Here is a 14,832-nt window from a genome sequence, read left to right on the forward strand (position 1 = left end):
CTGCGCAGGTTTGAGCCGAGCGGCTAAGCCGCGACGCATCGCCATTGCGCAGTAATGACGACCCGAAGGGGCCGGGCAAAGCCCGGATCATCCCGCTACCCCAGCCATCTTTATCTTCCCGATTCCATCCAATGACTTAGCCCTATACCTCCGTGGTACGTTTTTGTTCCAGGGCAATGATTCTTACGATTCAAACGTGTAGTCTTAAGCTGCCTGCCAATAAGATCTGGCTTTACTTATCTGCGGGCTAATTGCTTTGGATCTAATAACAACCCGGGATAAGGGACCCATGCAGAAACTGCGTCAAAGCCTTCAGCTGTTGCTGATCGGTGTCAGCTCAGACAGATCAGAGCCCATCATGTCGCTACTGCGCAGCTCACGGCTGGCGCCCCGGGCTGTATTGGTGGAAGCCGGAGAGCCGCTGGAACAGGCACTGCAGGCGCAACAGTGGGACCTGATCCTGTATCAGCTGGGTAGCGAGCCCGGCCTTGAAGATCTGGGTAAAAGGCTTAATCACCACAACAAAGATATCCCGGTCATCGCCCTGGCCGAAAACAGCGACCCTCAACACCGTATCGAAGGGCTGAAGCTCAAAGCCAACGAAGTGATACCAGCCGACCAGGCTGAAATGGCGGTGATGGTGATCCGCCGTGAGCTCTATCAGCTCGAATCCCGTCGTCGTCGTCGCATAGCCGAATTCCACTTGATGGAAACCGAGAAGCGCTGCCGCGAGCTGCTACACACCTCCAGTGAACAGATCGGTTTTCTCAACCGTAATAATGAATTTATCTATCTCAACCCGTCGCTGCTAAAAATTCTTGGCTTTGAGCAGAACAAAGAGACCCTCGGTATCGAGTTGAAGTCACTGGTGACCGCTGATGATCAAACCAAGCTGGCAGACTTTCTAACCGGCTACCATGCCGACGACAGCGTCTCCAAAGAGATCGAACTCACTCTTGAGCGACCAGATGGCACCAACTTCAACGCCAATCTGGTACTGAGTCAGTCACGCTTTGAACGAACCCTGTGTACCCAGCTTCACCTGGATGCCCAGGGCGAAGATGCCTTTATCGAAGCGATGGCCGAACAGGATCTGGTTACCGGTCTGAAGAACCAGTTCTATCTGGCTAAACGACTCGACCAATCGCTGCAGTCGGCGGTCCGAACCGGGCAGGATGCCAACCTGATCTACATTTCGCTGGATAACTTCAGCGCCATCAAGGCGGAGCTGGGGGTCAACGGTGCCGACACCATCGTTCGCGACACCGCCCAACTTCTGACCGAACAGGTCAACCACGCCCACGTGCTGTGCCGTTACAATCTCGATGCCTTCGTGGTGATCTTTGGCGACCCGGAAACCGACAAAGCCCGCACCTTGGCCGAAGGGATCCGCAAGGCGATTGAAAACAACCTGTCAGAAGCCGCCGGCGCCCAGATCCAGACCACCTGCAGCATCGGCATCACCCCCATCAACGCCGATAGCGCCAGTTCCCAGGAGGTACTGCGCCTGGCTCAGGTGGCCTCCGAGAGCGTTCGCAGCAAGAGCAGCAAGGGTAACGGCGTCAACGTCTACATTCCGGAAGAGAAATCGGAAGAGGAAGGCCTGTCGGTCAAGAAACTGCGCCAGGCGATCAAGGACAACAACCTGAAACTGCTGTTTCAGCCGGTGGTCAGCCTGCAGGGAGCGACCGATGCGGTCTACGAAGTTCTGCTGCGGCTGATCGATAAGGACAAGCACGAAGTCTCACCGAATATGTTCCTGACCATGCTCGACCATGCCGAGGTCAGTACCGAACTGGATCGCTGGGTCATCGCCGAAAGCATTCGCCAGCTGGCCGAAGAACATAAAAAGGGCAATCATAATCGGCTGTTCATCAACCTGACCGGCCGGTCGCTGGAAGACCCTCGCCTGCTGACCTGGATTCGCGACCAGCTCAAGGAGAGCCAGGTCCCCGGCGACAGTCTGATCTTCCAGTTCAGCGAGTCCGACGCCTCCAGCTACCTGAAGTACGCCAATATCTTCACCCAGGGACTGACCCAGCTGCACGCCCGCGCCTGCATCAAACACTACGGCAGTTCGATCGATTCGGAGAATGTACTGCGACATATTCCAGCCCAGTACATCAAACTGGATGGATCCTTCGTTCAGGAGCTGAGCAGCCCGGACAAACATGAAGCGTTTGATAAGTTGATCGAGCCGCTGCGGCTGGGTGAAAAGACCATCGTCGCCCCATTGGTCGAAGGCACCAACGTGATGAGCAAACTGTTCCTCTCCGGGGTCCAGTACATCCAGGGCTACTACCTGCAGGCACCGCGGGAGAAGATGGATTACGACTTCTTCGCCGATCGCTAGACCGATCTACTTTAAAGCCCCGGACAAGCCAGACTCGATAGGAAAAGAGTTCTGCATAGCTAGGATCAGCACCGCAGGGTTAGGCGAAAACGGGTGAGAAAGCGCAGTTTACTGAACGTAAATGAGCATTTTGAACCCGTTTTCAACCACGCCATGTGGTGCTGAGTCGGTTATGCGGAGGTCTTAGCGAGTCACGTAGTTGACCCCAGGCAACACACAAAGCATCTCGAACAGCAGCCCGGCGGCCAGCACCGAGGTGTTGCGACTCTGATCGAACGGCGGTGACACCTCCACCAGATCGCCTCCCACCAGGTTCATACCCCGACAACCGCGGATGATCTCGATCCCCTGATGGGTGGTCAGACCGCCGATCTCGGCGGTTCCGGTCCCCGGCGCGAACGCCGGATCCAGACCGTCAATATCAAAGCTCAGGTAGACCGGACCATCTCCGACCTGCTCGCGCACTTCGGCCATCAGCGGCTCCAGCGACTTGTGCCAGCACTCTTCCGCCTGGACCACTCGGAAGCCCTGCTCTTTGGACCAGTCGTATTCGTCGATCGAATAACCGGTACCTCGCAGACCGATCTGGACCACCCGCTCGCAGTCAAGCAACCCCTCTTCCACCGCACGGCGGAACGGGGTGCCATGGGCTATCTTCTCGCCGAACATGTGATCGTTGATATCGGCGTGGGCATCGATATGCACCAACCCCACCGGTCCATGCTTCTTCTTCAGCGCCCGCAGAATCGGCAGTGCAATGGTGTGATCGCCCCCGATGGTCAGTGGCATCACGTCGTTCTCCAACACCTCATCGTAGTAGCGCTCGATAATGTCGATGCTCTTTTGCAGATTGAAGGTATTGATCGGCACATCGCCGATATCCCCCACGCAGAGGCTGTTGTAGGGATCCGCGCCGGTGGAGACATTGAACGGACGCAACATCCGCGACTCATCGCGGATCTCACGCGGTCCCAGGCGCGCACCGGGGCGGTTGGAAACCCCGATATCCAGCGGTACGCCGATAAAGGCCGCATCGAGCGTCGGGCTGAGCTCCACCGGAGGCAATCGCATAAAGGTTGCCGGTCCACCGAAGCGGGGCATCTCATTTCCGCCCATGGGTTGATAGAACGTTTTTTCGGTGTCTTTGATCTCAGGGTTATTTTGCTCTGACATGTTGCCTCCGGCTTGTACGGGTAACTTTATTCACAGACTAGACCGACGATGCCCGGGATAGAACGATGATTTGCCAAACCATAGCTTTGGATATAAAAAGGTATGTAAATTAAGCATTGATAAAACAAAGCTATGGGCAAGCAAAAACTCGCGCTTTCCGGCCAACTGGCCGATACCGATCTGAAACTGCTGCGAGTGTTCAAAGCGGTGGTCGATAATGCCGGCATTGCCGCCGCCGAAGATGATCTCAATATCGCCGCGTCGACGATCAGCAACTACCTTGCCGATCTGGAGCTGCGCCTGGGCATGCGTCTGTGCCAGCGCGGCCGACGCGGTTTTGCCCTGACCGAACAGGGCCAACGGGTCTACACCGCCATCGGTCAGCTGCTGACCGCCATCGAACAGTTCCAGGGCAGCATCCGCGATGGTCGTGAACGACTGCTGGGGGACCTGCATCTGGGATTGGCGGAAAACCTGTTCGGCCCGATCGGCGATCGAATCAACCAGGCCCTGGGGCGATTTAACCGGGACGCACCGGAAGTATTTCTCGACCTTCATACCCTGGCCGCCGAGGAGGTCGTTCGTGCCGTCAGGGATGAGCGCCTCAGTCTGGGTATCAGCTATCTTGAGCGCCCCGTTTCCGACCTGACGCTGCTGGTGCTGGGCCAGGAGCAGATGCACCTGTACTGTGACCGCCAGCACCCCTGGTATTCGCGCCCCGACAACGAGCTCGACTTCGAGGCGCTGGATCAACAAAACCTGATCGGCACCCCCAGAATCCGCGCCACTCAGGAACTACGAAATCAACTGGAGCGCCCCCGGCTGCCGGCCTATGCCCCCCATATCGAGGCCCGTCTGCGTCTGATCCGCAGCGGCGGCTTTCTCGGCTATCTGCCCGAAGCCTACGTCTCGGCGCTGGGGCTGCAACAGCAGCTTCGAGCGCTCCATCCTGAGCTGTTCAGCTACCAGACCCGGTTCTATGCCATCACCCGTGAACAACGCTTTCAAAGTCCGCTGGTAAGCAAGTTCCTGGACTGCCTGGCACCACGCTGAATCCAGCTCGGAGCCGGCCCTACAAGTGGTTTAAATGGCCAAATTAGGCTATCCTAGCGGGCTTTTTCGAACCGGGGGTCCGGCTTCGAAATGGCGAGTCTAAACTTGCCACCGCCCCCCCATAGCGCCAGACAGGTATCAGCCCTCCATGAACATCCGTGATCTGCTCAACCACCGTGTCCGCGAAGCGATGACCGCCGCCGGTATTCCGGCCGAGTGTCAGCCGATGGTGGCACCGAGCAAAAACCCGCAATTCGGTGATTACCAGGCCAACGGCGCCATGGGCGCAGCCAAGGCGATGAAGACCAACCCCCGCGAACTGGCCGCCAAAATCATCGAGCAGCTGGATCTGGAAGGCATCGCCAGCAGCACCGAGATCGCGGGCCCCGGCTTTATCAACATCAGCCTCGATAACGGCTGGCTGGCCGATCAGGTAACCCAGCTGGAACAACAGCGCCTGGGAATCGAAGCCGCCGACCAACCCCAAACCGTAGTGATCGATTACTCGGCCCCCAACCTGGCCAAAGAGATGCACGTCGGCCACCTGCGTTCGACCATCATCGGCGATGCCCTGGCACGGGTCCTGGAAGCCCAGGGACACAAGATTATTCGTCAGAACCACGTCGGCGACTGGGGCACCCAGTTCGGCATGCTGATCACCCATCTGCAGGACCAGCAGGAACTGGATGACGGCGTTGCCCTGGCCGACCTGGAAGCCTTCTACCGTGCCGCCAAGGTCCGCTTTGACGACGAGCCCGAGTTCGCCGCCCGCGCCCGTGACAACGTGGTCAAGCTGCAGGCCGGTGAAGAGTCGGCGCTGGCGATGTGGCGTAAGTTTATCGCCATCTCGGTCGCCCACAGTGAAGAGATCTACAGCAAGCTCAACGTCACCTTGAAGCACAGTGACATCCACGCCGAGAGCGCCTACAACGACGCACTGCCAGGCATCATCGAAACCCTGCAGCAGCAGAAGCTGGCGGTCGAGGACCAGGGCGCCCAGGTGGTATTTCTGGACGAGCTGGCCGACAAAGAGGGCAACCCGCTGCCGATGATCGTGCAAAAGTCCGGCGGCGGTTACCTGTACGCCACCACTGACCTGGCCGCAGTGCAATACCGCTGCCAGGAGCTGCAGGCCGACCGGGTGCTGTACTTTATCGATGCGCGCCAGTCGCTGCACATGAAGCAGGTGTTCGCGGTCGGTCGCAAGGCCGGCTTCGCCACCGAGCACTGCTCGCTGGAGCACCACCCGTTCGGCACCATGATGGGCGAGGACGGCAAGCCGTTCAAAACCCGCAGCGGTGGCACCGTCAAGCTGGGTGAGCTGCTCGACGAAGCGGTGGTCCGTGCCGCCCAGCTTCTGAAAGACAAAGACTCCGATCTGAGTGCCGACGAGCAGGCCGACGCAGCCCGCAAGATCGGTATCGGTGCGGTCAAATACGCCGACCTGGCCAAGACCCGCACCAACGATTACATCTTCAGCTGGGACAGCATGCTCAGCTTCGAAGGCAATACCGCCCCTTACCTGCAGTATGCCTACACTCGGATCCAGAGCATCTTCCGCAAGGCTGGCATCAGCCCGGAGCAACTCGAAGCGCCGCTGCAGCTGGTCGAACCGCAGGAGAAGGCGCTGGCGATGAAGCTGCTGCAGTTCGGCGAAGTGGTCGACCAGGTGGCCCGTGACGCCTACCCGCACCAGCTGTGCAACTACCTCTACGAGCTGGCCAGCCTGTTTATGAAGTTCTACGAAGCCTGTCCGATGCTGCGTAGCGATATCGCCACCGAAACCCGCGACAGCCGCCTGCGCCTAAGCCACTCCACGGCCCAGGTACTACAGAGTGGATTGGAGCTGCTGGGCATCGAGGTGATGGAGCGGATGTAATCCGCGCCGTCGGTATCAGCAGCGGAGAGACGCCGATGAAACTCTATCGACTGACCGAACTGTTCGGCTGGCTCAATCTGCTGCTGGCGGTCGTGAGCGTCCTGGCCCTGCCGCTGATCGAGCCCCCGGCCGGGATGGAGAAGCTGTCGCTGGGTTCGGTCCAGTTTCTGTGGATCCTGGTGGCCGCCGCAATGACCTATGCCTCACGGCAGAAGCTGCTCGGTAGCGATATCGGCCACAAAGCCTACCCGGCTACACTGGCGGCTTACCTGCTGTTCGGCCTGATCTGCTATCGCTACCTTGGCCTGGGTGGTTAAGAGAGCGGATGATGCTGATTCACCGCCTGCTGAATCTCGTTTATCGTCATTGGCTAGCATTGACGCTACTGCTGCTCAGCGCTATCACGATCCTGTCGTTGAGCCCGCTACCCCAACTGCCCGAAGTTCCCGGTAGTGACAAAACCCATCACCTTATCGCCTATGCTGCGCTGGTCTTCCCGCTGGCTTGGCGCCAGCCCCGTTTCTGGCCGGGCTTGATCCTGCTGATGCTGGGCTGGAGCGGTGCGATCGAGCTGATCCAACCCTACGTCAACCGCTATGGCGAATGGCTCGACCTTGCCGCCAACGGCGGCGGCCTGCTCTGTGGGCTCGGTCTGGCCCTACTGCTGCGACGACTGCTCCGACCCACAACGGAGCACAAGCTGTAACAACCGCACCAAACGCACGTCTAGGCTCTAAATACCCCGAAGAGCCGCCGCCATGTCTGTCCATGGGATCAAACCAAGCATACTGCCCCTGCTGTTGCTGCTATGCCTACCGGTGTCCGGCTGGGCCCAGATCGACTTTCATGGCCATGTCCAGGCTTACCAAGCCTTAGAAGAACGGGTAGCACCGCCGGCCATCGCCTATATCGATAGTGACAACAGCAGCCGTCAGCTAAGCGAACTTCAAGGAAAGCCGGTCGTTATTAACTTTTGGGCCAGCTGGTGTCCAACCTGCCTGAGTGAAATGGCCTCCTTGCAACGGTTACAGCAGAAACTGGGTGACCGGGCACGGGTGCTGACCCTGAACCAAGACCTGCTCAATCCCGGCGAGATCGCCGAGCTGCTGAACCGGGTTGGTGCTCCGCAGCTGCCGCTGGCCCGGGATATCAACAGCCGGCTGGGGTTCGCCCTGGGGCAGACCCTGCTGCCGACCACCATTCTGCTCGATGCCGACGGCAAGGTGGCCGGCCAATTGATCGGTTCGGCCGAGTGGGACAGCCCACAGGCAATCGCTCTAATCGATAGCCTGGCCGAGAGCCGACCGGAGTCAAGGTGATACCGCCCATGACAAGCCCCTAGCGTTAATAATTACCCTTCTGCTGTAACAGCGTCGAGATCACTGCGTCTAGCGCTTGATACCGCTGCTCCGACAACGCGAGCGGCTGTCGGCTATGCGGTGCTCTGTACGTTCATGAATGAGAGGCCCCTGAAGGTTTCCCACGACAACAACAACAGAAGGAACCGGTCATGACTTTATTCAACTCCTTGCTGAAGCGGCTAGGTGTGTTGTTGGTATTGCTGTTCAGTTTTGCGCTAGGCTACAACAGCGCCTGGGCAGACAGTAGCAACCCGTTTGGTTACACCCAGCTGGCTCACTCCCACAATCCCTGCGCGCACAAGAACCCCTGTGCGGCCAAAAATCCCTGTGCTTACAACCCTTGTGCAGCAAAAAACCCCTGTGCAGCCAACCCCTGCGCGGCTAAAAATCCTTGCGCTCACAACCCTTGTGCAGCAAAAAATCCCTGTGCAGCCAACCCCTGCGCGGCTAAAAACCCCTGCGCCCACAACCCTTGTGCTGCAAAGAACCCCTGTGCAGCCAACCCCTGTGCGGCTAAAAACCCCTGCGCCCACAACCCTTGTGCTGCAAAGAACCCCTGTACAGCCAATCCCTGTGCCGCCAAAGCTGACAGCAGTCAGTTTGTACGTCCGCTAGGGTCAAAGATGTACGGCGGTAATGAAAAAGGCCTGATGGCCGCAGGCAAAAAACTCTGGTCCGACACCAGCCTCAGTACCAACGGCCTCTCCTGCGCCACCTGCCATGCGGGCAACCAGGCATTTAATGCCACCTTCAAGCAACCCTATCCCCATCCGGTAGCGATGGCATCAGACCGCGGCGTAGATCAGATCCACCTCGAAGAGATGGTACAACTATGCATCACCACCCCGATGGCCAATCGAGCCCTGCCCTGGGATTCCAAAAAGCTGGCGGCACTGACCGAGTACAGCAAGAAAGTGCAGAAGCAGTACCAGATGGCAGCGGTAAACCCCTGTGCAGCGAAGAATCCTTGCGCGGCTAATCCCTGTGCGGCCAAAAACCCTTGCGCAGCCAACCCCTGTGCGGCCAAAAACCCCTGCGCAGCCAATCCTTGTGCAGCGAAAAACCCTTGCGCAGCCAATCCTTGTGCTGCCAAGAACCCCTGCGCAGCCAACCCTTGTGCAGCGAAAAACCCCTGCGCGGCTAATCCCTGTGCGGCCAAAAACCCCTGCGGCGGCTAAGCGGCTATGCTATTCGGCTTTTACGTCTGCGGCATCCTGAGCTTGGCGCTGGTAGCATCCAGCGCCAATGCCGATGCCATCGGTGGGTTTCTGGAGCAGCACTGGCAACGTCCGATCCCACACCAGGGAGAGCCACCCAGCAACTACACCGACATGGAGGCGTCGCTGTCACCACTGGATTGTGGCCTGTGCCATCCACAGCAGAAATCGGACTGGAGCCAGAGTCTGCACAGCAAGGCGATGGGACCGGGGCTGATGGGGCAGTTACTGGATATGCCCGCCCATGCCCGCGGTGATCATCAAAGCTGTCTACGCTGCCACGCTCCGCTGGCCGAACAGGCCGATGCGTTGGTGGCTGAGATCCAGACCGGCCAAAGCAGCGGCCTGCATCGGGAAGGACTGATATGCGCAGCCTGCCATGTCCGCAATCACCAGCGCTTTGGGCCAGCCCGCAAGGACGGCAGCTTTCCGGATCCTAACCAACCGCTCCCCCATAACGGCTGGAATGTAAGCCATGCCTTCAAAGACAGTCTGTTTTGCGCCGCCTGTCACCAGTTCGAACCCAACGAGTTCGCCCTCAATGGCAAGCTGCTGGAGAACACCTATAACGAATGGCTCGACAGCCCTTACCCAGAACAGGGCGTCAGCTGTCAGAGCTGCCACATGCCGGACCGTCGCCACCAATGGCGTGGCATCCATGATCCCGAGATGGTACGCCAGGGGGTTACGATCGATGCCAATCTGGGCCTGCCCATCGACGGACAGGTCAGCGGCCGCTTAACGGTCACCAACAGCGGTACCGGTCACCGCTTTCCCACCTATGTCACCCCACAGGTAGTACTCGAGGGCTACCAGGCCGATGCTGGTGGAGAGCGGATCTCCGGTACCGAGTCCTACTTCGTCATCGCTCGCCGCGTTGCCCTGAACCTGTCGGCGGAGATCTTCGATACCCGACTGGCACCGGGACAGAGCGGCGCGCTGGACTACCGGATGCCTCGCGCCGAATCGGCCCGTTCGCTGGTTTTACGGATCTGGGTCGAACCGGACTTTTTCTATCAGCACTTTTATCAGAGCACCCTCAACAGCGGGCAGCCCCGTCGCGGCCGCGCGGCGCTGGAACAGGCGCTGGAACAGGCCAGCAGTTCAAAATTCACCCTGTTCGAGCAACGCCTGGCACTGCCCTGAACCCAACCCATAACAACCGTCCACAGGTGGAACCATGAAAGCTCAAACCCTCTCCCGCTCCCTGCTGGCACTCGGCGCCACCCTGATGCTGTCGAATCCGGCCAGTGCCAACACCGTCATCGAACTGACCCAGGTCCCCTGTCAGTTTTTGGAAAGCGAGCCCACCGATCACGGCTTCAGCGCCAACAGCGCCGACGACTGCAAAGACCACAATAAGCGCACCGGTGACAGTCGTGCCCAGCAGTCCCAACCGCTTGAGCTGAAAGCAGGCAAGTACACCTTCCGTGTCACCAACAAGAATGTGCCCTACCCGCTCGGCTTCTGGCTCCGCGGCGAGGGCGTGATCGGTCGGGCCACCCTGCCCAGCGTCTCCGGTGGCGGCCTGGCTACCGGGACCACACTGGACTATGAAATCACTCTGGAACCAGGTGAATACCTCTACAGCTGCCCGCTGAACCCGACCCCGGATTACAAGCTGGTGGTGCGCTAATCAGGCCGTCGCTTTCGTATCGGCCCGGCGATTGCGTCGGGCCTGTGCCCGGCCATGCCGTTTTAGCGCCGAGCGGCGCATCGTCAGCCGGTACAGCAGCGGGATCACAAACAGGGTCAGTAGAGTCGAGAACCCCAGGCCCCAGACTATGGCCGTGGCGACTGGGCCCCAGATCAGCGACTTACCCCCCAGCCCCACCGCCAGCGAGAACAGCCCCGCCACCGTGGTCAGGGTGGTGATCAGAATCGGTACCACCCGGCGCCGGGCTGCGTACAGGGTCGCATGCTGCAGGCTCATGCCGCCATCGAGCCGGCTGTTGGCGGCCGAGATCAGCACGATGGCCGCGTTCACCGCGATTCCGGCCAACGCCACCACCCCGTAGAGGGTGAACAGGCTGAGGGGATTCTGAGTGATCATCAAGCCGAACACCACGCCGGTAAAGGCCAGCGGCACCGTCACCAGAATCATCAGCGGCTGGAAGTAGCTGCGGAATTGGGTGCCTAAGATCAGGTACATCAACCCAATGCCGAACAGGAACAGCACACCGATCGCATCCATGCTCTCCTGGATATCGTCCAGTTCACCGGAAAAATCGAGATCGATATTGGGAAATGCCAGCGCTTCCTGGTCCCAATACTGCGCAACCAAGCGGTTGGCCTCGACGGTATCGATCCCGCCGGCCTTCAGATCGGCCTCGACCGTGATGGCACGGCGAAAATTGTAGTGGCGAATATTCCCCAGCGCCTGGTGTCGCTGCTGTTCGACCAGCTCGGCCAGTGCGATCGAGCCCCCTTGCGGCAACGCCAAACGGAAGTTCAGCAGCTGGTCCAAGTCCTCCAACGGCGCGGGCCTGACCTTAACCCGTACCTCCAGCTTCTGGCCCTGATCGCGCATATCAGCCACCACCTCGCCATCCACCAGCAGGCGAAGGGTGCGCCGGATATCGACCGGGTTGAGCCCGCTGCGGGTCACCGCGTCCTGATCCAGCGTCAGCAACAGCTCGAACCGGCCTTTGCTGGCATCATCCTCGATATCGATCACATCCGGGATCTGGGCCAGGATTTCGCGCATCCGCTGGGCCGCCCGAGTCAGCTCTTCATAGTCGTCACCGCGAACCTTGACCTGAATCGGCTTCGAAGTCGGCGGCCCTCCGGCCAGCCTCAGGAAGGAGACGTTGACCGGCCCGGATACCGACGTCACCGACTCTCGCAGCGCCTCGATCATCTGATCGACCGTGCGCAGCCCTTCGTCTTTGGGCTGAAGACCCACCAGCACCTGGCCGTACTGATCCCCCAACCGCGGCTCGGTCTCGGTAAACATCTGCCCGGCGTAGCTGGTAATGGCCCGCACTTCGCCATCAAGGACTAACGCCCTAACCCTGCGCTCTACCTCGGCGGTCTTCTGCATCGTCAGCGCCAGCGGTGTCGCCGGGGGCATCTCGACATTGACGTAAAAAACCCGCAGCGGGTCGGCGGCAAAGAAGTCGGTTTTGATCTTTCCGGCGGCAACCATCCCGACCGCCACGGTAAAGGGCAGCACCGCCACCAACAGCGAAATCAGCGGTCGACGCAGCGCCTTGATCAACAATCGGATATAGCGGATCTGTAGCCAGTGAGTGGCACGGGCGCGAACCCGCTGGACCGCCGATGGTCGTTCAAAATTAACCTTGGCCGCCATCACGTGGGCCGGCAACATCCAGAACGCCTCGACCAGGCTGATCGCCAACGCGATACAGACCACCATCGGGATCACCCGCATAAAGTCACCCAGGATGCCCGGCATCAACATCAACGGTAAGAAGGCGGCGATCGAGGTCAACACCGCGGTGGTGATCGGCGTGCCCACCTCTTTAAGGGACTCCAGCGACGCCTGCAGCGGCGCCATCCCACGCTGCAACCGGTAGTAGATCGATTCAACCATCACCACGGCATCGTCGACCAGCATCCCCAGCACGATCACCACACCCAGCAGCACCGTCACATTGAGGGTCTCGCCGACTCCGGACAGAACCCAGAAGGTACCGGCCAGGATGAAAGGAATACCGATCGCGGTCAGCAGTGCGATATGGGTACCCAGGAACAGCCAGGCCACCAGCAGCACAAACAGTAGTCCAAGCAGGGCGTTGTTCTGCATGATCGAGATCGACTCGCGGGTCGGAATGGTCTGGTCGTCGACCAGCACCAACTCCACCCCGGTCACCTGGCTGCGCTGATTGCGCTGCTCCAGGTAGCGTTTGAGGCGATCTACCAACTCCAGCGTATTGGCGTTGTCTTTTTTCATCACCGCCAGCATCACGCTGGGACGGGTATCGATCTGGGCCAGCTTACGGGGCTTCTGCCGCGCCCGCTCCACGGCCGCAACCCGGGACAGTGGCACCTCTCCCTGCACCCCGAGCAGCGGCCGTTGCGCCAGCGCATCGGGATCCGACTCGGTGCCATCGATCTGTACCAGCCAGCTCTGGTTACCCTGGGTCAGGGTCCCGGCCGAAGCATCCTTGAAGTACGCCATCACGGTGTCGGACAACTGTACCGGCGAGACACCCAGCGCTTCCAACTGCTGCGGATCGAAGCTGACCAGCAGCTCCGGATCATGCAGACCGACCGCCTCAACCCGGTCAACGCCCTTAAGGCGCTCGATATCCTTGTTGATCTGATAGGCCTGACGGCGCAGATTCTCATCATCAGCCCGACCGATGACCGCCACCGTCGCCGACGGAAAGGCATTGGCACTGGTAATCTCGACAATTCGGGTGTCTTCCGCCTCAGCGGGCAGCTCATCCTCGGCATTCTGGATCTCACGCCGCAGGTCGGCGATCCGCTTGTCGTAAGTGCGGGTGTCGATATCCTCAAACCGCACCAGAATGCTCGATACCGCTTCACGGCTATTGCTGGAGACAAATTTGATATCGGAGATATTGCGAATCGCATCTTCCAGCGGTTCGGTGACCCGCTGCTCGATATCACTGGCCGAAGCCCCCGCCAGTACAGTGGTGATCTGCACCCAGTTGAAGTTGATGGTCGGGTCCTGCTGCCGCGGCAGCATCTGGTAGGCCAGAAAGCCGATCACCAGCACCAGCACGAAGGCCAGGTTGGCCAATACATGATTTTGTAGGAAGCGGGCGTACATCAGGGTGATTCCATCACACTGTCACCGGAGAACAGCGCCTGACGCCCATCGATGATTACCGGCGTATCGGAGCGCAATCCCAGCTCGCCCAGGCTATCCAACGGTAACGGTGCAGGCTGACCTTCAATCGCGTCGGGTAGCGCAACAAACTGAGCCTGGGGAGGCTGGGTTTGGCTATTGAGCACCATGATGCCCAACTGCTGCTGGCGCCGGATCAACAGATCCGCCGGCAGACGCCCCAGGGTTGAGCGCCACAACAGCCGTCCGCTGCTCCCCGGTAGCGCCTGCTCGATATCAAACTCGAGCCGTAGCTCACGGGTACGGGCGGTCGCGTCGATAACCGGTAACGCCGTGCGTAAGCGCACGGGCAAGCGGCGCTGTTGAAACTCGAACTCAAACTTATCGGGCAAGGCGTTCAGCTGCTGCGGTCGCAATTGCGCCACCACCTCCAAGGCATCGAGTTGTTGCAGCGCCAGTAACGGTGTACCCGGGTCCGCCAACTCCCCCAGCCCGACCAACCGCTGCCGTACCAAACCGGCGTAAGGGGCACGGATCTGACAGCGTTCGACCTGCAACGTGGCCTGCTCCAGCTGTTGGCGGTGAGAGGCGTATCGGGCGCGAAGGACATTGAGATCGGTCTCGTGCTGTTCGACCTTCTCTTCACTGATGCTGTTACGGCTGCGAAGATTCTGGGAGCGTTTGAGCTGCGCCCCGGCCAACTTGATCTGGCTCTGGAACTGACGGCTGATCGCCTGCAGCGCCTGATGCTGTGAAACCCAATCGCGGCAGTCCAGTTCCAGCAGCAGCTGACCGGGTTCAACCCGATCGCCGACTCGAACCAGGATGCGATCGATGCGGGCACTGAGCTGGGCACTCAAACGGCTGCTGTTAAGGCTCTCGACCCGAGCCGGTGCACTCTGCTCAGGGTGGAACAGCAGCTGGGATAGCGGTTTACTGGTGACCGGCACCTGGGCCTGTGCCGATCCCACCGCCAAGCTCAACAATCCCAGCCCCCAAAGTAGCCCGCGCATGGT

At 59.7% G+C, this 14,832-nt stretch carries 12 protein-coding genes; 9 read left to right on the top strand and 3 right to left on the bottom strand.

The annotated features are described in order from the left end of the window. Window positions 1-289: 289 nt before the first annotated feature. Window positions 290-2,353: a GGDEF/EAL domain-containing response regulator gene (locus DV711_RS18715; protein ID WP_114697262.1), complete on the top strand. Its 2,064-nt coding sequence runs from the start codon at window positions 290-292 to the stop codon at window positions 2,351-2,353. Between the two features lie 183 nt (window positions 2,354-2,536). On the opposite strand, the gene speB is transcribed toward DV711_RS18715, so the two are convergent. After that, window positions 2,537-3,526: an agmatinase gene (gene speB / locus DV711_RS18720; protein ID WP_114697263.1), complete on the bottom strand. Its 990-nt coding sequence runs from the start codon at window positions 3,524-3,526 to the stop codon at window positions 2,537-2,539. 132 nt (window positions 3,527-3,658) lie between these two features. Between speB and DV711_RS18725 the strand changes: the two genes are divergently transcribed. The 8 genes from DV711_RS18725 to DV711_RS18760 all read left to right on the top strand — a co-directional run bounded on the left by DV711_RS18725 (window position 3,659) and on the right by DV711_RS18760 (window position 10,672). Then, a complete protein-coding gene (locus tag DV711_RS18725; RefSeq protein WP_114697264.1) occupies window positions 3,659-4,579 on the top strand; it encodes a LysR family transcriptional regulator in 921 nt (306 codons plus the stop codon). A 148-nt stretch (window positions 4,580-4,727) separates the two neighbouring features. Further along, entirely contained in the window at window positions 4,728-6,458 is a 1,731-nt protein-coding gene (gene argS / locus DV711_RS18730) for an arginine--tRNA ligase (protein WP_114697265.1), read from the top strand. A 35-nt stretch (window positions 6,459-6,493) separates the two neighbouring features. After that, a complete protein-coding gene (locus tag DV711_RS18735) occupies window positions 6,494-6,775 on the top strand; it encodes a hypothetical protein (RefSeq protein ID WP_114697266.1) in 282 nt (93 codons plus the stop codon). Window positions 6,776-6,783: 8 nt separating this feature from the next. Next, window positions 6,784-7,164, top strand: a complete 381-nt coding sequence (locus tag DV711_RS18740) for a VanZ family protein (RefSeq protein ID WP_207802694.1) — start codon at window positions 6,784-6,786, stop codon at window positions 7,162-7,164. Window positions 7,165-7,216: 52 nt separating this feature from the next. Then, window positions 7,217-7,777 carry a TlpA family protein disulfide reductase gene (locus DV711_RS18745; RefSeq protein WP_114697267.1) on the top strand — a complete coding sequence of 187 codons (561 nt, stop codon included), beginning with the start codon at window positions 7,217-7,219 and terminating at the stop codon, window positions 7,775-7,777. A gap of 191 nt (window positions 7,778-7,968) precedes the next feature. Continuing rightward, on the top strand, window positions 7,969-8,997 hold the full coding sequence (locus tag DV711_RS19575) for a hypothetical protein (protein WP_207802695.1): 1,029 nt from the start codon (window positions 7,969-7,971) through the stop codon (window positions 8,995-8,997). A gap of 6 nt (window positions 8,998-9,003) precedes the next feature. Then, entirely contained in the window at window positions 9,004-10,182 is a 1,179-nt protein-coding gene (locus tag DV711_RS18755; RefSeq protein ID WP_114697268.1) for a multiheme c-type cytochrome, read from the top strand. Window positions 10,183-10,216: 34 nt separating this feature from the next. After that, on the top strand, window positions 10,217-10,672 hold the full coding sequence (locus tag DV711_RS18760) for a hypothetical protein (RefSeq protein WP_207802696.1): 456 nt from the start codon (window positions 10,217-10,219) through the stop codon (window positions 10,670-10,672). Here DV711_RS18760 and DV711_RS18765 read toward each other — a convergent pair whose 3' ends face one another. After that, window positions 10,673-13,798 carry an efflux RND transporter permease subunit gene (locus DV711_RS18765; protein ID WP_114697269.1) on the bottom strand — a complete coding sequence of 1,042 codons (3,126 nt, stop codon included), beginning with the start codon at window positions 13,796-13,798 and terminating at the stop codon, window positions 10,673-10,675. Further along, a complete protein-coding gene (locus tag DV711_RS18770) occupies window positions 13,798-14,829 on the bottom strand; it encodes an efflux RND transporter periplasmic adaptor subunit (RefSeq protein ID WP_165840171.1) in 1,032 nt (343 codons plus the stop codon). Before DV711_RS18770 ends, DV711_RS18765 begins: the two co-directional genes overlap by 1 nt. Between the last annotated feature and the right edge of the window lie 3 nt (window positions 14,830-14,832).

Source organism: Motiliproteus coralliicola (genome assembly GCF_003345655.1).
Lineage (GTDB): Bacteria > Pseudomonadota > Gammaproteobacteria > Pseudomonadales > Balneatricaceae > Motiliproteus > Motiliproteus coralliicola.

Excerpts from the sequence above, each read along its gene's own strand:
- DV711_RS18715 (WP_114697262.1), top strand. The coding sequence starts at position 290 with ATGCAGAAACTGCGTCAAAGCCTTCAGCTGTTGCTGATCGGTGTCAGC.
- speB (WP_114697263.1), bottom strand. The coding sequence starts at position 3,526 with ATGTCAGAGCAAAATAACCCTGAGATCAAAGACACCGAAAAAACGTTC.
- DV711_RS18725 (WP_114697264.1), top strand. The coding sequence starts at position 3,659 with ATGGGCAAGCAAAAACTCGCGCTTTCCGGCCAACTGGCCGATACCGAT.
- argS (WP_114697265.1), top strand. The coding sequence starts at position 4,728 with ATGAACATCCGTGATCTGCTCAACCACCGTGTCCGCGAAGCGATGACC.
- DV711_RS18735 (WP_114697266.1), top strand. The coding sequence starts at position 6,494 with ATGAAACTCTATCGACTGACCGAACTGTTCGGCTGGCTCAATCTGCTG.
- DV711_RS18740 (WP_207802694.1), top strand. The coding sequence starts at position 6,784 with ATGATGCTGATTCACCGCCTGCTGAATCTCGTTTATCGTCATTGGCTA.
- DV711_RS18745 (WP_114697267.1), top strand. The coding sequence starts at position 7,217 with ATGTCTGTCCATGGGATCAAACCAAGCATACTGCCCCTGCTGTTGCTG.
- DV711_RS19575 (WP_207802695.1), top strand. The coding sequence starts at position 7,969 with ATGACTTTATTCAACTCCTTGCTGAAGCGGCTAGGTGTGTTGTTGGTA.
- DV711_RS18755 (WP_114697268.1), top strand. The coding sequence starts at position 9,004 with ATGCTATTCGGCTTTTACGTCTGCGGCATCCTGAGCTTGGCGCTGGTA.
- DV711_RS18760 (WP_207802696.1), top strand. The coding sequence starts at position 10,217 with ATGAAAGCTCAAACCCTCTCCCGCTCCCTGCTGGCACTCGGCGCCACC.
- DV711_RS18765 (WP_114697269.1), bottom strand. The coding sequence starts at position 13,798 with ATGTACGCCCGCTTCCTACAAAATCATGTATTGGCCAACCTGGCCTTC.
- DV711_RS18770 (WP_165840171.1), bottom strand. The coding sequence starts at position 14,829 with ATGCGCGGGCTACTTTGGGGGCTGGGATTGTTGAGCTTGGCGGTGGGA.